17 protein-coding genes are annotated in these 20,582 nt (G+C 38.2%); 9 read left to right on the top strand and 8 right to left on the bottom strand.

From position 1 onward, the window contains the following. Positions 1-32: 32 nt before the first annotated feature. Positions 33-2,642 (bottom strand): aminopeptidase N, encoded by a 2,610-nt coding sequence (pepN, locus tag AC1M89_RS02840; protein ID WP_481613876.1) that lies wholly within the window; start codon positions 2,640-2,642, stop codon positions 33-35. Positions 2,643-2,946: 304 nt separating this feature from the next. On the opposite strand from pepN, the gene AC1M89_RS02835 reads away from it, so the two are divergent. The 3 genes from AC1M89_RS02835 (at position 2,947) to thiM (ending at position 5,452) form a co-directional block, all read left to right on the top strand. Continuing rightward, positions 2,947-3,210: a hypothetical protein gene (locus AC1M89_RS02835; protein ID WP_035263756.1), complete on the top strand. Its 264-nt coding sequence runs from the start codon at positions 2,947-2,949 to the stop codon at positions 3,208-3,210. A 199-nt stretch (positions 3,211-3,409) separates the two neighbouring features. Continuing rightward, positions 3,410-4,570, top strand: a complete 1,161-nt coding sequence (locus AC1M89_RS02830; RefSeq protein ID WP_481613875.1) for a hypothetical protein — start codon at positions 3,410-3,412, stop codon at positions 4,568-4,570. A gap of 9 nt (positions 4,571-4,579) precedes the next feature. Then, positions 4,580-5,452, top strand: a complete 873-nt coding sequence (thiM, locus tag AC1M89_RS02825) for a hydroxyethylthiazole kinase (RefSeq protein ID WP_481613874.1) — start codon at positions 4,580-4,582, stop codon at positions 5,450-5,452. 34 nt (positions 5,453-5,486) lie between these two features. Here thiM and AC1M89_RS02820 read toward each other — a convergent pair whose 3' ends face one another. The 3 genes from AC1M89_RS02820 to AC1M89_RS02810 form a co-directional block, all read right to left on the bottom strand. Beyond that, on the bottom strand, positions 5,487-5,855 hold the full coding sequence (locus AC1M89_RS02820; RefSeq protein ID WP_035263762.1) for a 5-carboxymethyl-2-hydroxymuconate Delta-isomerase: 369 nt from the start codon (positions 5,853-5,855) through the stop codon (positions 5,487-5,489). Between the two features lie 52 nt (positions 5,856-5,907). Beyond that, entirely contained in the window at positions 5,908-7,623 is a 1,716-nt protein-coding gene (locus tag AC1M89_RS02815; protein ID WP_481589920.1) for an AAA family ATPase, read from the bottom strand. Positions 7,624-7,736: 113 nt separating this feature from the next. Further along, positions 7,737-9,779, bottom strand: a complete 2,043-nt coding sequence (locus AC1M89_RS02810) for a hypothetical protein (protein WP_481613873.1) — start codon at positions 9,777-9,779, stop codon at positions 7,737-7,739. Positions 9,780-10,008: 229 nt separating this feature from the next. Here AC1M89_RS02810 and AC1M89_RS02805 point away from each other — a divergent pair, with 229 nt between their 5' ends. From AC1M89_RS02805 to mdh, 3 genes are all read left to right on the top strand, one after another. Then, complete coding sequence (locus tag AC1M89_RS02805) at positions 10,009-10,839, top strand: SDR family oxidoreductase (protein WP_481613872.1); 831 nt, start codon at positions 10,009-10,011, stop codon at positions 10,837-10,839. Positions 10,840-10,878: 39 nt separating this feature from the next. Continuing rightward, positions 10,879-11,856 carry an alpha/beta hydrolase gene (locus AC1M89_RS02800; RefSeq protein WP_481613871.1) on the top strand — a complete coding sequence of 326 codons (978 nt, stop codon included), beginning with the start codon at positions 10,879-10,881 and terminating at the stop codon, positions 11,854-11,856. A gap of 306 nt (positions 11,857-12,162) precedes the next feature. Continuing rightward, positions 12,163-13,335: an iron-dependent methanol dehydrogenase gene (gene mdh / locus AC1M89_RS02795; RefSeq protein WP_035263769.1), complete on the top strand. Its 1,173-nt coding sequence runs from the start codon at positions 12,163-12,165 to the stop codon at positions 13,333-13,335. 202 nt (positions 13,336-13,537) lie between these two features. On the opposite strand, the gene AC1M89_RS02790 is transcribed toward mdh, so the two are convergent. Further along, entirely contained in the window at positions 13,538-14,713 is a 1,176-nt protein-coding gene (locus AC1M89_RS02790) for a sigma-54-dependent transcriptional regulator family protein (protein ID WP_481595370.1), read from the bottom strand. 204 nt (positions 14,714-14,917) lie between these two features. Here AC1M89_RS02790 and exaC point away from each other — a divergent pair, with 204 nt between their 5' ends. Beyond that, a complete protein-coding gene (exaC, locus tag AC1M89_RS02785) occupies positions 14,918-16,429 on the top strand; it encodes an acetaldehyde dehydrogenase ExaC (protein ID WP_481613870.1) in 1,512 nt (503 codons plus the stop codon). A gap of 59 nt (positions 16,430-16,488) precedes the next feature. Here the strand turns inward: exaC and AC1M89_RS02780 are convergent, their stop codons facing one another. The 3 genes from AC1M89_RS02780 to AC1M89_RS02770 form a co-directional block, all read right to left on the bottom strand. Further along, complete coding sequence (locus tag AC1M89_RS02780) at positions 16,489-17,541, bottom strand: NAD(P)-dependent alcohol dehydrogenase (RefSeq protein ID WP_481613869.1); 1,053 nt, start codon at positions 17,539-17,541, stop codon at positions 16,489-16,491. A 101-nt stretch (positions 17,542-17,642) separates the two neighbouring features. Further along, on the bottom strand, positions 17,643-18,245 hold the full coding sequence (locus AC1M89_RS02775; protein ID WP_481613868.1) for a 2-hydroxychromene-2-carboxylate isomerase: 603 nt from the start codon (positions 18,243-18,245) through the stop codon (positions 17,643-17,645). A 22-nt stretch (positions 18,246-18,267) separates the two neighbouring features. Further along, positions 18,268-19,038: an SDR family oxidoreductase gene (locus tag AC1M89_RS02770; protein WP_035263780.1), complete on the bottom strand. Its 771-nt coding sequence runs from the start codon at positions 19,036-19,038 to the stop codon at positions 18,268-18,270. A gap of 86 nt (positions 19,039-19,124) precedes the next feature. Here AC1M89_RS02770 and AC1M89_RS02765 point away from each other — a divergent pair, with 86 nt between their 5' ends. Continuing rightward, a complete protein-coding gene (locus tag AC1M89_RS02765; RefSeq protein WP_481613867.1) occupies positions 19,125-19,697 on the top strand; it encodes a TetR/AcrR family transcriptional regulator in 573 nt (190 codons plus the stop codon). Between the two features lie 88 nt (positions 19,698-19,785). Beyond that, complete coding sequence (locus tag AC1M89_RS02760) at positions 19,786-20,487, top strand: glutamine amidotransferase (RefSeq protein WP_481613866.1); 702 nt, start codon at positions 19,786-19,788, stop codon at positions 20,485-20,487. Positions 20,488-20,582: the final 95 nt, after the last annotated feature.

The following is a 20,582-nucleotide window of genomic DNA, read 5'->3' as shown; positions in this document are numbered from 1 at the left end:
CCAGTGCATTGCACTGGTTTTTTATTTGTGATTTAAACAGCAAGCATACTATTTAAAGTTTCCGATACATTTTTAGATTTCACGATAGGTTTCAATGCTTCGAGTTTCGCTTTGACTTCGGCTTGTTGAGGTTGGGCTAACGTGTACCAACGTGACAAAAGTTGTAACAAACGTGAGCCTACAATCGGATTCTTTTCGTCCAAATATTGAGCCAACTGAATAATGTGATCTACCCCAAAACTCCAAGTATTCACAGGGTTTGAATTTAAACCACCAGTTACAGCACGGATTCGATTAGGTACTTTAAGATCGTAATCAGCATGTGATGTCAGTTTTTGAATCGTCTCTGCTGTCGCTTTCGGATGAGCTGCTTGGATCATAAACCACTGATCCATTGATAGAGCCTCATCTTTAAAACGCGCATAGAAATCTTCTAAAATTTCAGCAGCTTGTGGTGCATCATTCCACACCAACACTTTTAAAGCACCTAAACGTTCAGACATATTACGTGTTTGACGATACTGTTGCTCAGCTAAGTCAAATGCAGCTTCATCTCCTTGACGCGCAATAAAAGAAAGCATGATGTTCTTTAAAGCACGTGTACCCATAGCTTGGGAAAAATCTGACTGTGTTGCTGGATCTAATGATAAATAAGTCTCTTTAGCAAAATCACCTAAACGGCGAGACAAAGTATCTAATAGAGCGTTACGCTTTTCATAGATCGCTGTCGGTTGATAATCGTAGTCAATACGGCTACCCAAATAACCTTCACTCGGAACATCAAATAAACGTGAAGCTAACAGCGGATCTTGCTGAATTACTCTAGGTAGCGTTTTTAACATCGCTTCAATATATATGTCAGCAGGTTGGTCATTTAATAAGATGCGCTCAAGCAATGTTTGCGTCGCTTGCCACTGATTAAAGCCATTGGTTTCGTACTGTAATAAGAACGCAAGCTGTTCATCAGTATAATTAAACTCTAAATTCACGGGTGCAGAGAAATTTCGTAATAGTGAAATTACAGGCATCTTCGCCACGTTTTTAAACTCGATCGTTGCTTCATCAGTCGTGAATAAGTAAACACCATCTTTGCCTTGATCTTCAACCAAAGCCGAGCATTCAAGTTGAAGTTGCTCACCAGTGTGTTCATCAAACAATGCCAAAGCGACAGGAATTGGAACCGCTTTTAAGTTTGGATATTTTGGATGTGGTTTTAAACTTTGCTTAAAGTTTAAACGATAAGTTTTCTGCTCAGCATCATACTCCCCATTGGCTTCAAGCTTAGGTGTGCCTGGTTGGTTATACCAAGTTAAAAATCCAGATAAATCCACACCAGAACCTGCTGATAATGCAGCAACCCAATCTTCCACAGTCACAGCTTGACCATCATGGCGACGGAAATACTCATCCGTTCCTTTACGGAATTTTTCTTTACCTAATAAAGTCGCCATCATTCGGTTAATTTCTGCACCTTTTTCATACACAGTCGCTGTATAGAAGTTATTAATTTCTACGAAATGATCTGGACGTGGAGGATGAGACAATGGGCCTGAATCCTCAGGGAATTGGTGCGCTTTAAGCACTGCTACATCATCAATTCGTTGAACAGCAGCAGACTGCAAATCCTCAGAAAAAGATTGATCACGGAAAACGGTTAAACCTTCTTTCAAACAAAGTTGGAACCAGTCTCGGCAAGTGATTCGATTACCCGTCCAGTTATGGAAATATTCATGAGCGATAACAGATTGAACACGCATAATCGCAGCATCAGTCGTGTATTCTTCATCAGCTAAAACACATGATGTGTTAAAAATATTAAGCCCTTTGTTTTCCATTGCACCCATATTGAATGCACTGGTCGCGACAATCATATAATTGTCTAAATCATAAGGTAATCCATAGTGCTCTTCATCCCAACGCATAGAATGTTTAAGTGCTTCCATGGCAATATGGCACTTCGGAATATCTTTTTCTTCAGCATAAATTTCTAGAGCTACATCACGACCTTCAGAAGTGACGTAACGATCTTTTAAAACCGCTAAGTCTCCAATGACACATGCAAAGAGATAGGCTGGTTTCTTGGTTGGATCTTGCCAAATGGTATAATGACGTCCTTCGCCTACTTCACCCGCTTCAATTAAATTACCATTCGCCAGTAGGACTGGAAATTTCTTATCCGCTTCGACACGTGTTGTGAAAACAGACAGCACATCTGGACGGTCTGGATAGAACGTAATTTTACGAAAGCCTTCTGGTTCGTTCTGTGTAACAAACAGATCAGATGCTGCTTGGTATAAACCTTCAAGTTGTGTGTTTGATTCAGGATGAATTTCAACGACTGTAACGATGCATGCATCATCAGGTGCATCTTTAATCACTAACTGTTCATCATCTAGATGATATTGCGAAGAATCTAACTCTTGACCATTCAGTGTAATTGACTTCAACTCAAGCTCACGACCAAGCAAAACCAAATCACCTTCAGTCTGACGTTGCATTTTTAGTGTGCCTGTCACCATCGTATGATCGTCATAGACTTGGATATTTAAATCAATCGAATCCACGACAAATGCTGGCTTCTGATAATCTTTCAAAAAAATCGTTTGATCTGCTTCGATCACTGGATTTGCCGCGATATTCATAACTCGTCCTATAAGCTGTTCTTTACAGCGATTATGCTTTTATGTGAAGTCAATTGATCATAGGTCAAAATTGACGAATTGTCTGTGTTTGACGCTCTATTTAATATGGGTCTATTCATGTTTTTTTCAATTTAATTTATTTGTAGTAACAACAGTTTGCTTCTTTATTACCCGTTTCAAATATCTTGTCTAAGTACGATAGAAATGTAACAAAAATTCACTTCTTTATTTTCAAGCATAATTATTGCTTCAGTTTAAGAGCGGTAATCATCAAAAAACTTATAAATCATAAATGAGGTGAAATATGCTCATCAGGGACCACATAGTCAGAGTAGAAAACATCAAAACCATGCAGATGATGGATGCTGCTAAAATTGATCATCGCGTGATTGCAGCATTTTTAACCAGCGAGGGAATGCCTATTGAAACATCAGAAGTCACAGCTGTATTGAAAAACTATGATGCACTCGGAATCAAGAGATTATCTCAAAAGAAATCTCAGGTACTGATCCAAGCTAAAATGCAACATTTTTCCGATTCAGAGCTCCCTTGCCCTTTAACCTATTAAACCCTCCATTCAAGTCGATCTAACGCTTGAGGAAATGATTTTCCGGTTCGATCTATTCATATATTTCACATAAGCAGGCATTCACCTGCTTATTTTATTGATCGCAACACCAGTCAAATTTGTTTTCAATCCTGACTCAATCAAGCGATGCTGAACAATCGTGTGTATAATTCTTTTATCTTGAAATTAAAGTGCTGCTATGTTGCAAATTCTCCAAAAAAATGCTGATGAAAGTAGTTTCTGTCCACTTTGTCAGGCCAGTATGTACTTTATTGAAGCAGAAGAATTTGATAAAGAAATCCTATTCCATCAATGCTCTCACTGCCACCATCAAGTCTTTCAAGATGAAAACCGCAACTGTCATTGTGAGCGATGCACAGCAAAACGAAAGAAAATGATGCAGGAAACTCGCATTCAAGAACAACGTAAAATTGCATCAAAGAATAAGGACATACAAGAACTCGATTTGCATCAACTGAGCTTTATGCACAAGTTGTTTTTACTCTCAATATTAGATCAACAAGTTCATGAGCATACCCAACATCAAGAATTCATTAATTGGGAAAATATTAAATATCACACCATTACCCCAAGTTATTTATTTCAAAATTATTTGATGAAACAACTTTTGAAAGACAATATTCTTGTCCCACGTGACTTTTCGAGTGAACTCAGTCAATACTATATTAATGTCCGTCTTGACGGCTATTCTGAGCCGAGCTTGTTTAGTATTACCCAAGCGTTACGTCAGCTCTTTTATGAAAATCTGAGCCAAGGTGTACCATTTAAAAATAGTGATGAAGTCAAAAGTGCACTCTATACTCTGTTGTACCAAGAAATTATTCAATTTGCGCAATACTACTGTCGTACTTGGGGCGTTCAAATTGCTGGAAATCAGAGTTTTCAAACCTTTTGTTTTAGATTATTAGACTCTCTTGCTGTGGGTCAAATCTATTATTTAGTTCAAACTGCGCTTGAGTATTTGCACCATCAGAAAGCACTCCAAGCCCGTAATGAAAATTTTATCAATACCAACCTTTTAAAAAAGACCTTACAGCAATATCGTGAACGTTCTTTAGCTGAAAAATGGGAAACCTCAACACTGCCAAGGCTACCTAACTTACCTTTAAGTAAAATGAGCGAAATCTTATTTTTTCATTTTCTAGGCTATGATGAATCAATCTTTTTTCAACCTGTTTGGCGATCGTGGAGTAAAATCGAGCCACGTTTAAATTTCTACTCACAAAAACGTTGTATGAATTGTGGCTCGAATGAACTTACTGTGGATTATGACGCAGATGACTATGTCAGTTTAATTTGTCGTAATTGTAATCACCAAGACCACTATTTTACACGCTAGCGAACGACTATGAATCATCCAGAAAACTTGATAGCAAATGCTCCAAAAGATATTGTGGTTCAAACCCAAGAGATTCTTAAACAGGTCATTGAAGCATGGCATCTGTTAAAAACCACTCAACCTTTAGTGCATTGTATGACCAATCAGGTTGCTGCCAACTATGTCGCAAATGTACTGTTAGCTGCTGGTGCCTCACCTGCCATGATTGATAATCCTTTTGAAGCTGAAAGTTTCGTGAGTATTAGTCAAGCTTTAAGTATCAATTTAGGGACTCCTCATACAGAACAAGTTGCCGCAATGAAAATTGCCACAGAAACTGCTCACAAAAAAAATATACCTTGGGTATTAGATCCTGTTGGCTATAGTGCTGTTTTGCCATGGCGTACTGAAATTACAAATGATTTATTGCGGTTTAAACCCACCATTATCCGAGGTAATGCTTCAGAAATTGGGAGCTTAGCAGGACAACAAAATCAATCTAAGGGTGTAGACAGTACCCTCGATAGCGCTGCCGTAGTAGAACAGGCAAAAACTTTATTAGATTACTCTGAATGTATCGCAATTTCTGGCGAATCTGATTTTCTTCTTTCTAAGTCTTATGGATGTATGGTTAAGATTAATGGAGGTTCACATTTACAGCCAAAAGTTACCGCTACAGGATGCGCCTTAGGTGCATTAATTGCTGCTTATGCTGGCGTAACAAACCCAACCATTGCATGTATTGCTGCCCATGTACACTTTGCCATCGCAGGTAAGCTCGCTTATACGCAGGCTCAAACTGTCGGAAGTTTTAATGTCGCTTTCATCGATGAACTCTATAGCTATTCGGCTGAAAAAATTCAAAACAGTGCAGATATCGAAATACTGACTTTTGCTGCATAACGATAGGCTGAAGATCACTTCAGCCTTTTTAGTCTTACTTCTGAACTCTACCTTTACGATAATGCTCTTTTGGCATTTCCGCTAACTCAATGATCAATTGAACCGTTAAGCCTTGAGCATGATAACCATTAAAGCTATGAAGATACTCATTTAAGCGATCTGAAATAAGATTCTTTTGCTCTTCATTACGCCCCGTCATGATCCCTAAACGAACATGAATATAGGCTTGAGGCTCTTCGCCAAAACCAATCAGGAAATCACTATTAGCACGAATACGTGATTTGATATCAGAAGGATGCCCCACTAGACCTGTATCAAATAAAGCGTGGTTTAAGCCTAAAAGTAACGCTTGCGCATCTAAATTTTGGATATTATCCGAATACTCAACGATCATCTGTGGCATCTTAATTCCCTTTGCTTGTGTGTTAAAAAATCAATTTCAAATGCGTAACTCATTATTCAATGAATAATAAGGCTAATCTCACTTGGTCATAGCCCATACGCGGATTGGTATTTTCCACGATCGGACGCAACTTGATCGCACCATCTTCACCGAAATGTTCAGGACTCTGTCTTTTAAGTAATTTTTTATAGATTTTACGTACTTGTTCAACGACTTCATCCCCAGGATGAGCAACCGAGATATCTAAGCCCTGCTCACGATGGAGTTTGCCTAAGTGGTTAATAATGGTTGCTGGCGTTAAACCACGCTCAACCGCAATATCCTGAATTTCATAACCATTTTCAAAGAGTTCGCGAGTTTCATCGAGAGTCGCGGTGGCATAATTGGCTTTACCTGCATTTTTGGCAATTTTTTTCTCATTACGACTAATCTCAAGCTCATTGAGTGTGCCACCACAGTGCCGAATAAATGCCTTGTGTTGCGCTTCTAAATCAGCATCACCAAAATGCGCTTCTGCTTCATCAGAGAGCTCTTGAAATCTTCGGTCGGCTTTAATTGCTAAACTGTCTAATTCTAATGCTTGCTCATTGAAGCCTAGCAACCTCAGACCATCAATAGATTTCAAACGAGATAAGGCGACATAGCCCTGACCCTTTTCAAAGGTATTCGCCAAATTGATTTCTGCCGCTGATAAAGTCATCCCTTGAGACTTATGAATAGTAATCGCCCAAGCTAACCGCAAAGGAACTTGGGAAAAACTCGCGATTGTCTTTCCTGCATCATTATCAACAGACCAGGTTTCAGGTTCGACCACCAGAACAGTGCCGTCTGTTAATTTCACTTTAGGTAATACCCCGTGATCATCTACTTCTTCAAAGCCAATGACTTCACCAAGGCTGCCATTGATATAACCCACATCAAAATTGTTTTTTACAAACATGACTTTGGCATGTTTCTTTAAGGTCAATTCTTCTGGTGCACGTACGGAAGATTTTAATGTCTCTATTAATTTTTCATTACCATCCATTTGTGCACAAAATTGATGACCATCCCCATCAATCTCATTTAAATGACGGTAATTAATGGCATCAACATCCATATTATGGGTATACAAACGTGTAAATGTTTCACCAATATCTTGCTCACGCGTTTGTTGTAAAGCTTGAATATGCTCGGCTTGAATATTTTGTGCACGGATTGCATTCAAAATATCATTCAAGGCTGAGTCATCTTGTCGATGTTGTTCAGTTAAATAACAAACACGAAATTTCGCTTCTACCCAAGCCTGGGACATAAAACAGAATTTATCTCGATTTTTTTCGTCATTGCGTCCGACTGGTGGTAACTGGAAGAAATCTCCGGCGGCAATCACCTGTATGCCACCAAATGCTTCATCAGACTCTTTAAAAAACTTAAGCACTTGATTAACTAAATTAAGCTGCTTCGCATGTAGCATCGAAATCTCATCGATGATCAATACCTGCGCATTTTCTAAATGCTCTTTGAGATATTTACGCTCTTTCATGCGCTTTAGATCATCATCTGATAAAAAATCTTTGATCCCGATCCCCGCCCACGTATGAATGGTCATCCCATTCATGTGTGTGGCTGCAATGCCTGTAGATGCGGTAATGGCGACTGAAACTTTTCGTGCCTTAAGATAATTAATATATTGATTAAGCGTATACGTTTTTCCTGCACCCGCAGAACCTGTCAAAAAGACATTTTCTCCTGCTTTCATTAACTTCAGTGCAGTTTCTTGTTTCATATGTGCTTAACCTAATTTAAACGCTCATAGCCTAACGACATTTCATCAAAAAGTTAAGCCAAAAATCAGTCTTATGATCATGTTAACGCGTGAATACGTCAATTTAAGGCGCATCAGTTGTTGATTTGTTCCGGATCTCCAAAATTCCAAATCAACATTTCATTGACTTGATGTACAAACTCTTTGGCCTCCCTCACAACCTTTAGATCAGCAACTTCATTATTGGGCAAACGCAGTTGGTCAAAATGAAGCTGATCGAATTTAAAAAAACAACCGAGTGTCAAATGCTGTGAGGGATCATGTAAATTTGACATATGGAACGCCACATATTCACCATCAATAATTCTTTGGGTATAAGATAAAGCCAGGCAATGTTTATAATTTACAGACTCTTGAATAATTTGCTCTAATTCATTCAACTCCACAAATTTCCAATTCTCTGTATACATGACTGCTTGAGGTGATACTCGTTTCCAATGACTTTCAGCATGTCTCAATTTCAAAGTCGTCAATGTATCCACATAATGTAAATGCTGATGCCAACGTATTGCTTGCTGATACCATGCGGGCCATGTCATGTTTTTCGAAATAGTTCTATCTTGTTGAAAAAAATCAATGAGATAATCTGCGACATAAGAGTCAAAAATACTATTGCTGCGGTTATATTGAGAGTTTGGATGTTTAAAGCGCTGCCTAAACTCATCTAGATTGATATGATACTGCAGCATCAAGAAATGAAAATGCGTTTGGTGTTGTGTTGAGGGCTCAATAAATTTGATGATTTCATCAGGTAGATCTTTAACTAAGTCATTTAAAAACAACATATAAGACTGCATCACTTGAGAAATACGTTTAAAGACATATTTCACTGAACTCAATCCTTGCTGATCCAATGACCATAACAAGTCCAACCATTCCTTAAGATATAAAATAGAAGCCGTGAGTGGCTGTGATTTTTTAAAATCTTGAGCATTTTGTGCCTCATTAAATGCATATGAATGAGGCTCAGCAGATAGTTCAAACCATGCTTGTTGCTGTGAAATACGTAAACACTCAGAAATAAATAAACGACCGATAACCTGTTCAAAATATTGAATCGAGAGTTGTATGACATGCGGATGTACTTTAGAGCAATCCACAAAACTTAAAGCGGTGACGGCCAATCGAATATTGGGATCTTTTAAATTTTCACTTACCCAATCGATGACAAGATAATCTTGTTTAAATAACCAATTCACTGCTCTTTTGTGTATAAACAGTGGCGACTGTTGCGCTATATCTTCTACCCAATACTGCACATCTTTATTTAAAAAATTTTGTTTATTGAAAATATCTTGATACTGCCAATACCCTCGTTTGATCCAACGTGTAAAACCTAATAAATGCGGTGTTTGCTCATTATGTTGTTTGAGTAAATTGAAATCAGGCTCTAAGTCTACCAATTGAGATAAGCTAAATTGTTCTTCGAAAGAAATTTGTGCCATACGATATAACCGTTTTGGCAACATTAATTCTGCTGAAGTGCTTAACCGATCGTATACTGGAATCAATTTTTGCACTGCAAGAAAATTATCTCCCATGACTGAATTGACCAAACACAGATGTTTAAAATTCAGTTCAACTTCCAAAGGTATTTCAGCACCAAATCGACTGAAATTCAGCAAATGAGGTTCATCATAATACTCACTTTGCATCATGATTCGATCTAACTGCATCGCTTGCTGATCGGTCAAATTATAAAGGCACTGTTCAACACGATTTTCTCCATCGACCCATTTAAAGACTTCTTCAACCAGCATTTGACGAAATAACTGCACTTTCGTTTTTAAATATAGAGAATGATGTGAGGCCTTATGATTAAAGATAAAACTAAAATCATTGAACATAAAATCCGCAATTTTTTGAATCTCGACATTTGAGTGGGATGTATAAAATTGAATTTTATAATCATCGATACACTCAACTGTGAGCAGTCCATCTGCGATCACTAAGCTATTATTTTCCTGATCAATTACGAATAAATTTTCAGGCGTAATCGTCCATAGATATAACCACTGATCCTGAAATACGGCTTTGAGTGTATCGCAATGATCAATTAATGCCTGTGCAGTATATTGATGACGTTGCTTTGGATTTTGCGGAGGACACGCCAGCATACAGTTTGCCTAAATAAGAAAGACTGGAAGAATTTTAAAAATAACAACGATATAACTATATTATTCTATCTTAAAATGAGTTGTGCTATTCAGATTCTGTAACTTTTGTATGAGTCAGATAAGCAGTTCGTATCATGCAACAATTATATGAAAATTTCTTGAAAGTACGTTTGACTCACTGCTCTGACTGTATTAAAACAATCTCATACTAAGAACTTTAGAGACAATAATGAAAACAGTGGTGATTACAGGTGCAAATACAGGAATTGGATTAGCGACAGCAAAAAAATTTGTTGAAAGTGGTCATCACGTCGTACTTGCCTGTCGTAATTTGGATAAAGCTCAGAAAGCTAAAGCAGAAATCAGCACCAAAGGTCATGGTCAAATTGATATTGTAGAATTAGATTTAAATGATCTAAATCAAGTCAAATCTGCAGCACAAACTTTAAAAGAAAAATATTCACAGATTGATATTTTGGTCAACAATGCAGGTCTAATGACGCCTAAATTAGAAGAAACGGCTAATGGTTTTGAAAAACAAATAGGTGTCAATTATCTAGGACATTTTGTGTGGACAATACAATTGTTACCTTTACTTCAAAACGCGCCTTCAGGCCGTATCATTCATCTTGCATCCATGATGCATGTTCTGGGTAAAATTGACACACATCAATTTAAATTTCATTCTGTTAAAAAGTATAACGGTGTACTCAGCTATGGAAATAGTAAATTAGCAAATTTACTATTTAGTCATGCCTTAGCTGAAAAGCTCAGAGGTACATCTATCACCAGTAATGCAATTCATCCAGGTGGTGTGGATTCCGAAATTTATCGCGAGCTTCCTAACTATCAATATCGCGCTTTAAAATTGTTCTTAATCTCACCCAACAAACCAGCAAATCTTATTCATCAAATTGCGTTATCACCTGAATGGTCTAAGAAAACAGGTCAATACAAAAGTTTGCAAACACCAGCTTTTCAATCTGCACATGCAAAAAATCGTAGTTTAGCTCAGCGATTGTTTGACGAGACAGAACAACTTTTAAAAGAATATTTATAATCAACCTAAACAGTTTTAAATCAGGGATTGAATCAATAGATGATCGAAAAAAAGAGTGCTGAGACAACGCTACACTACCAACCCGACATTTTAGGTGAAAAATTTGAGCAACATATTTTCAAATTTTCGCCTGATTATGATGGTGAGGTTATTGCAACATTAGTACGTCGTCCATCAGATATTCCATCAACTAAAGCTGTGCTGTATATCCATGGCTTTATTGATTATTTCTTCCAACAAGAAATGGCGAAAAAATTTAATGCCCAAGGTTTTCAGTTTTACGCCATTGACCTTAGAAAATACGGTAGATCACTACTTCCGCATCAAAAACCTTATTTTGTGAAAGACCTAACCGAATATGATGAAGATATTCATGCCGCATTGAATACAATTCAAAGTGACGGAAATGAATCGGTATTATTATGCGGTCATTCTACAGGCGGTTTAACTGCCACTTATTTTTCAATTCGACACCCTGATCATCCATTGATTAAAGCAATCTGGGCCAACAGCCCATTTTATGATTTCAATATGAATGTATTAAAAAAGAAATATGCGCTTCCAATGATTGCAAAATTAGCTCAGCAATTTCCGTTGATGCAATTACCAAGTGAATTAAATAAGTTTTACGTGAAGAGTTTGCACGAAAATTTGAACGGTGAATGGAGTTTTGATCTCAAGCTTAAACCTAAAACCTACACCAAAGTGTATTTGAGTTTTATTGGTGCTGTTGTGAAAGCACAACAGAAAATTCAATCTGGTCCTAAAATTTCAGTTCCGCTCCTTGTTATGCACTCAAGTCGCACGACCAATCCGAAGAAATACAATATTGATGTTCAGACCTCTGATGTGATTTTAGATGTAAAAACCATCGAAAAATATGCAAAAGGATTACAAGGTGATGTCACTGTAATGACAATTAAAGATGGCCTGCATGATTTGGTTCTTTCAAAAAAACTGGTTCGTCAGCAAGTGTATGACCAACTCTTTGCTTGGCTTTCTTCAAAAAATCTATAAATTCAGTTCATCTAAGACCTCATTTTACTGGTCTTGATTGTTAATGTGTATTGATCAAGCTGAATGGACTTTCTCTTGGTCATACAATATTTCTATTCTTCAACGTTCCCATCTCTTCACAGACCTTTGCGACCAATCTCCTTTTCACCCATTTGAAATATTATTTCTTGCTTTCTGTTTCTTGTTTTGAGCCATGGAGAAATTGGGTTGGTATTTGGTAGGTACACATCTTCTCAAGCGTGTCCAATACTGCAAACACGGTAAATATCGCCGAACACAACAATAAATGGTAAAAGGAATCTCACCATGGCTTTTAAAAATATTGCAGACCAAACAAACGGTTTTTATATCCCTTGTGTTTCACTTTTCGGACCAGGTAGTGCTAAAGAAGTTGGAAGCAAAGCTCAAAATTTAGGGGCTAAAAAAGCACTGATTGTGACTGATGCAGGTTTATACAAATTTGGTGTCGCAGATATCATCGCTGGCTATTTAAAAGAAGCGCAAGTGGAGAGCTACATATTTGCTGGTGCCGAGCCTAATCCGACTGATATTAATGTCCACGATGGTGTGGAAGCCTACAATAATAATGCTTGTGATTTTATTATTTCTTTAGGTGGTGGCTCTTCACATGATTGTGCTAAAGGTATTGGTTTAGTGACTGCAGGTGGTGGGCACATTCGCGACTATGAAGGAATCGATAAAAGTACCGTTCCGATGACACCTCTTATTGCAATCAACACAACTGCAGGAACTGCTTCGGAAATGACGCGTTTCTGTATTATTACCAATACAGAAACTCATGTAAAAATGGCAATCGTCGATTGGCGTTGCACTCCACTCATTGCCATAGATGATCCTAAACTGATGATCGCAAAACCTGCAGCATTGACAGCTGCAACAGGTATGGATGCGCTTACTCATGCCGTCGAAGCCTATGTTTCAACAGCAGCAAACCCAATTACAGATGCCTGTGCTGAAAAAGCCATCAGCATGATCAGTCAATGGCTGAGTCCTGCGGTTGCTAATGGTGAGAATATTGAAGCACGTGATGCAATGAGTTATGCACAATATTTGGCAGGCATGGCATTTAATAACGCCTCTCTAGGTTATGTACATGCCATGGCTCACCAATTAGGCGGTTTTTATAATCTTCCGCATGGTGTGTGTAACGCGATTTTACTCCCACATGTCTGTGAGTTCAACTTAATTGCCTGCCCTGATCGTTATGCCAAAATAGCTGAATTAATGGGTGTAAATATTGAAGGATTAACCATTAATGAAGCTGCATATGCAGCAATTGATGCGATAAAAATCCTCTCTCAATCTATTGGCATTCCAACAGGATTAAAAGAGCTTTCGGTTAAAGAGGAAGATTTAGAAGTGATGGCTCAAAATGCACAAAAAGATGCCTGCATGCTCACTAACCCACGTAAAGCAGATCTCCAACAAGTCATCAACATTTTTAAAGCTGCAATGTAAACTTTTGAGTTGCTAGATCTAAAAGAGAATCTGGATACACTTCAGATTCTCTTTTTTACTCTTTGATTCTCAATCGAATCTGATAGTGCATTACATCAGGAACGGCGGCGTTAAATTTTTGTAGGTATAAATAAATGAGGATAAAATACGTTAACAATACGAAGAATATGCTTTAGGCCGTTGTGTTTTACTTTAATTCGGCTCAATTACGATAGTGCTGTAAAAGTTGTTGCGTTGAATAATCTTGCGGTGACAACTCCATTAAACGCTCCATTGCATCAACTGCATCAGGATTTCGTGCAATGTATTTTAAAAGCACTTCAACATCACAATAGTTAAAAATTGCTTCACTCAAACGCGAATCTAAACAATTTCGCCAAGAACATAAGAATGGGCTTTCTGTTTTTGCGAGCATTACACCATTGACCTGCTGTAAAGCTTTATCAATAAATCCAACGTCTAAAGCATTTTCGATTCGGAGGAAATCAGCCTCAATATGCGCCAGTAATTTATAGGGTCTTGAGCCTAACATTCCACCCAATAAATCTCGAAGCTGCGACATTTCAGCTTTTAAAGTTCCCATGCTTACCTTTCGCTCCCCATACAAAGCTTGATGAAGCGAATCTAAGCTAAGCCCTTGAGGACATAATGCCAATATTGTCAAAATTTCAATCTGTCTAGGTGTAACCACCAAGGTACGTCCGTTAAATATGACTTGAGGAATTCCAAAGGTACGAATAAATAAATGTTGGCGTTGATAATTCAGTAATGCTGATTGTATTAAAGATGCACAACGTTCTGCTGCGAGTAGTCCAAAACTATTGTGATGATCCCATGTCGTTGATAAATCTAATACACCAATGAGTTGCTTCGAAAATGGATCAACAATTGGTGCTGCATAGCACACCCAATCATGAATAGACTCCATATAGTGTTCATTTGAAAACACACAACTTGATTTTTCAGTTTTCAAGGTTAATGCTAAAGCATTGGTTCCAACCACTTCCTCCCGCCATTGACCGCCTTCAATAAAGTGAACACGTTCTGCAGCCTTACGCATTTGTTGACTAGCTTCCGTCCAAATAATGGTGCTGTTGATATCGCCTACCGCAAGTACCATAGATGATTGTTGTGCAACATGTTTTAACTCTTGTTCACATATTTTCAATGCTTGATTTAGGCTGTTACTTTCAACAGTACTCGTTGTGATCAACGGCGCTACCATTCGCTCTTTCGGAATTTCTGCCAACTTCGATCTTTGCCAAGACTTTAAAATATGCTGACCAAGTTGTTTCGCCTGTACAGTTGAAAGACTGATTTTCTCTCTAAGTGTTTCTATTTGTTGTCTTTGCTTGATAAGAGTCTGCATTGAGTTCATTCCTTATTATCTCAACATTTCCCAATATGCATATGTTGTACTTATTATAGTTATAGTATTTGTTGATCAGTTGTAAACCTTCATCATTCCAACCTTTTTCCAACCTTATTGTGGTTATGTTAACTCATCAATAATAGAAGATATCTAATACCAAAGACGAAGATATTTTCCATAACTTTACAGCACAACCAAAGGATGGACACTATGCGCTACGCTGATCCCAATCAACCAGATTCTAAAGTTCAATTTAAAGCACAATACGAAAATTTCATTGGTGGGAAATGGGTTCCTCCAGTAAAAGGTGAGTATTTTGATAATCTTTCTCCCGTAGATGGGAAAGTTTTTACTCGAGTTCCCCGTTCTTCAGTCGAGGATATTGAACTCGCTTTGGACGCAGCTCATGCCGCTAAAACTGAATGGAACAAAACGTCTGCAACAACTCGCTCTAACATTTTATTAAAAATAGCAGATCGCTTAGAAGAGAATCTAGAATTACTTGCTGTGGCAGAAACATGGGACAATGGTAAACCTATCCGTGAAACCTTAGCTGCAGATATTCCACTGTGTATTGACCATTTCCGCTATTTTGCTGGCTGTATCCGCGCACAAGAAGGTGGTATTTCAGAAATCGATGAAGATACTATCGCTTACCATTTTCATGAGCCGTTGGGTGTCGTTGGACAGATTATTCCATGGAACTTTCCGATTTTAATGGCGGCGTGGAAACTTGCGCCTGCATTAGCAGCGGGGAACTGTATTGTCTTAAAACCAGCTGAGCAAACTCCTGTCAGTATTCTAGTTTTAGTTGAACTGATACAAGATATTTTACCACCAGGTGTGCTGAATATCGTCAATGGTTATGGTGTTGAAGTAGGACGCTCTCTTGCCACAAATCCACGTATTTCAAAAATTGCATTTACTGGCTCAACTGCGGTTGGTCAATTAATTATGCAATATGCCACCGAAAATATTATTCCAGTGACATTAGAACTGGGTGGCAAATCTCCAAATATTTTCTTCGAAGACATCATGGATAAGGATGATGAATATCTAGATAAAGCGCTTGAAGGTTTTGCCATGTTTGCCCTGAATCAGGGAGAAATTTGTACTTGTCCATCACGCGCTTTAGTCCAGGAAAGTATTGCTGATAAATTCTTAGAGATGGCTGTAGAGCGCGTGAAGCGAATTAAAACGGGACATCCACTTGATACAGAAACCATGATTGGTGCTCAAGCCTCGCAAGAGCAACAAGATAAAATTTTAGGTTGTATTGCGACAGGTCGTGAAGAAGGTGCTCAAATTCTTACAGGTGGTCAAGCACGTGAAGAAATTGGACAAGGTTTTTATATTGAGCCGACGATTTTCAAAGGCAATAACAGCATGAAAACATTCCAAGAAGAAATTTTTGGACCAGTTTTGGCTGTGACAACATTTAAAGATTTCGACGATGCTATCAACATTGCCAATGACACCATTTATGGATTAGGTGCTGGTGTTTGGTCACGATCAGCGCATACTTCATATCGTGCAGGACGTGCAATTCAATCAGGTCGAGTCTGGACAAATTGCTACCATATCTACCCTGCTCATGCTGCTTTTGGTGGTTATAAAAAATCAGGGATTGGTCGTGAAAATCATAAAATGATGCTGGATCATTACCAACAAACTAAAAATTTATTGGTGAGTTACTCAACTAAACCAATGGGTTTCTTCTAAAACAATAGCTAAAGAAGCGGCTGATTGCCGCTTCTTTTCTGCTACAGGAGCTTAATGGATTAGCTGGCTTGTAGACTTTTCATATCAATCACAAAACGATATTTCACATCACTTTGAAGCATTCGCTCAAATGCCGCATTAATATTTTGCATATCAATGACTTCAACATCTGACACGATATTGTGCTGACCACAAAAATCAAGTAGTTCTTGAGTTTCTTGAATCCCACCGATCACCGATCCAGCGATTGATTTTCTTCCCATAATCATGGGTACGGAATTGCTGCTAAATTCTCCGAGATAGCCTACCAATACTAGTGTCCCACTCAATGCAAGTGTCGGAATATAAGGCTTTAGATCATGATCATATGGCACAGTATCAATAATTAAATCGAACTGATTTTTCACTGATTTCATTTGTGTTGGATCTGTTGATAACACGACATGATCTGCACCTAAATCACGTGCATCCTGTTCTTTATTTGCTGATCGTGTAAATAAAGTCACTTCTGCACCAAGTGCATGAGCAAGTTTAATCGCCATATGACCTAAACCACCGAGTCCAACAACAGCCACTTTAGAGCCGTCACCGACATTCCAATGCTTTAATGGCGACCATGTCGTGATCCCAGCACATAAGATGGGTGCAATGGATTGTGTATCTAAATTTTCAGGTACTTTCAATACAAAATCTTGGCTCGCAATGATCGTTTGTGCGTAGCCACCATAAGTAGGTGTTTGATCATGACGATCTAAACTACCATACGTTTGTGTATTGCCAGCTTCACAATATTGCTCCAAACCTTGGTGACAAGCAGAACAAGTACGACATGAATCTACCATACACCCGATTCCGACCAGATCTCCAACCTTGAACTTCGTTACCGATGCTCCGATGCTTTTTACGCGACCAATTACTTCATGACCCGGTACAATTGGGTAACGACTAAAACCCCAATCATTACGCGCTTGATGTAAGTCAGAATGACATACACCGCAGTATTCAATATCAATAATGACATCATCGGGGCGAGCTTGACGTTGCTGAAACGTATATGGAACCAATGGACTTTTAGAATCAAGCGCTGCGTAAGCTAAAACATTATGGGTCATCGTGACTCCCTCAAGCTGTTAATTTCGTACTCTCTTATTCGTTATATCACATCAATATTTTTAATAAATTTAGCTGAGTCTCAATTTAATTTCTTTTTCACTTATTTTTGTAATTCGCGCTCTACAAAATGCAAGCGATCTTGCCCCCAGTACATATTTTCCCGCAAAAAAAATGTAGGTGCTCCGAATATCCCTCGTTGTACGGCATTGTTTGTTTCATCAATCAATTTTTGTTTTACCACCGGATCTTGGCTTAAATCCAAAAGTTGCTGACCGTCGATTGCATCACCTTGAAATAAATTTATCAGAACTTCTGGATCGGCTAAATTCAAGGGCTTTCTAAACATCGCATCAAAAAGCTTGGTCAAAATCACTTCAAAATATTCATCATGATAGATTTTGACTCCCGTTAATATACGCATTAAAGTCAATGTATTCATTGGAAAATATGGATTCATCTGCATCGGGATCTGATAATAATCTGACCAACGACTTAAGTCTTGCATTGAATAGATCCCTTTAACAGGCACCTCAATTGGACTCTTGTTACCAGTCGACTTAAAAATTCCACCCAATAAAATTGGTGTATAATCAATCACTGCATTATATTTTTTGGTGATTTCTTGTAGCTTATAAAAAGCCAAATAACTAAATGGACTGCCAAGATCGAAATAAAATTCAACTTTTTGTTGTTGTGTAGTCATGTCTTATCCTTATTAAATATGATTACCACTGTTCAGACCATGGTCGCAAATCCAATTCATGTGTCCAAGCATCTCGTGGTTGATGAGCAATATGCCAATAGTTATCAGCTATATGTTGAGGATTCAAAATACCGTCATGCTGTTTTTTTTCATACAAATGAGGGAAAGTATCTTTAATAAAATCAGTATCAATCGCCCCATCAATAATGATGTGCGCAACATGAATATGATGAGGCCCTAACTCTTTTGCCATACTTTGGGCTAAGGCTCTTAACGCATGTTTAGCGCCAGCAAAAGCGCTGAAATATGATGAACCACGGATGCTTGCTGTTGCACCAGTGAAAATGATAGTGCCGCGCTGCCTTGCGACCATCCGTTTAGCGACTTCACGACCATTTAAAAAAGCACTAAAACAAGCCATTTCCCAGATTTTAAAATATTTACGTGCTGTTTCTTCTAGAATGCTACACGGCACATTTGCTCCAATATTAAAAACCAATACTTCAATCTGACCAATGTCACGTTCAATTGTGTCAATCAGTTGAATCACTTGATCTTCTTTTCTTGCATCTGAAGCAAATCCATAAGCTTTACCACCGTGTGCTTCAATCTCTCGGATAACAAGTGCAAGCTTGTCTGCATTGCGTCGAGTCATACAAGCAGTATATCCACCTCGTGCAAAGCGTTTTGCGATCTCACTGCCTGTGGCATCTCCTGCACCAATGATCAGTGCGACCTTGTTATATGTTGATTTTTCTTCTGAATGATTAATTTCTGACTGCTGATCGTTCATCATCTCTCCATTAAATAACGATCGTTATTATAACGATCACTATGTTATAGTTTTGAGGCACAGTCAATGGTTATTGAATATTCAATATGAGATATAAAGCAGGATACAAAGAAGAAAAACGTCGCGAAATTTTAAAAACCAGTGGTGAACTCGCAAAAAAACAAGGTTTTAACAATACTGGGGTTGATGGTTTTATGCACGCTGCAAATATGACCAGCGGTGCTTTCTATTCTCACTTTTCTTCAAAAAACGACTTATTTAAAGCCTTAATCGAATCTGAAATCGGAGCAAGTATTCAACAGTGGGAAATGAATCCTCATCAAGATCCAGAATCTTGGTTAGATTTTGAAATGAACCGATATCTTTCTCTATTACACGTTCAACACCCAGAAAAAGGCTGTGTTTTACCCTCACTTGCTGCTGAAGTTTCACGCGCTGATGCTGACATTAAACAATGTTTTGAAAAAGAACTTCAGCGTGGTTACAAACTATTTGCGCAGTATGCTCCAGAACCTGATTTCGCTTGGGCCATACTCTGTCAAATGGTGGGCTCCGTACTATTAGCGCGTGGAGTTCAAGATGAACGCTTAAAAAAAGATATTCTCAATTCTAGTCTAGCGATGCTCAAGACATTATTAAAAAATGGGATTGCGAAATAAATCGTTTTATATTGTTTTATGGACGAAACCTTAGTTCCAAAAGTTCTATACTATAATCTCCTCATCATTCTTTTAAGAACGTCACATCATGAGAAAGCTTCCTGAAACAGTATATGCAATACAGCATTTAGCCTTTGAAGATCTAGGTTCTTTTGAGGAGACACTATATCAACTGGGTTATCGGGTCAGATATTTTGATGCAGGTGTGGATGATCTTTCAGTAGCCTTAAAGTACGAAGGTCTGACCATTATTTTGGGTGGACCGATTGGTGTTTATGAGACAGAAGATTACCCTTTCCTACAAACAGAAATAGACTTACTTAAAGAAAGATTAAAACTCCAACGCCCTACGCTTGGCATCTGTCTAGGTGCTCAACTCATTTCAAAAGCCTTGGGCGGTGCAGTATATGCTGGCCACACTAAAGAAATTGGCTGGAGTACGGTAGATATTATAAATGAACAAGACAACCTTCTAAATTCTTTACATGGTGTACCAGTTTTGCATTGGCATGGTGATACCTTTGATCTTCCCTCGCAATCGAAACTTCTGGCGAGCACTCAAATTTATAAAAATCAGGCTTTTCAAGTTGGATCTAATATTTTAGCACTCCAGTTCCATCCTGAAGTGACCTCAGATAGTTTAGAGAAATGGTTGATTGGTCATACTTGCGAATTGCGTAAAGCGGGTATAGATATTACTCAATTACGTGCAGATAACCACCGTTATGCTGAAAAGCTAGAATCTGTGGCAGGTTCAATCTTAAGCCGTTTTATTGAACAGATTAAATGATTTTGATTTGATAGCCTTGAACCCAACTGTAGATCAGGATATTTGATTGTGCTATGCCAATCAATCCACCGTTCGTTATAAGCATCCACTCCGTT

This window comes from Acinetobacter sp. ANC_7635 (genome assembly GCF_056779945.1).
This window is presented reverse-complemented; position numbering and strand designations above follow the sequence as displayed.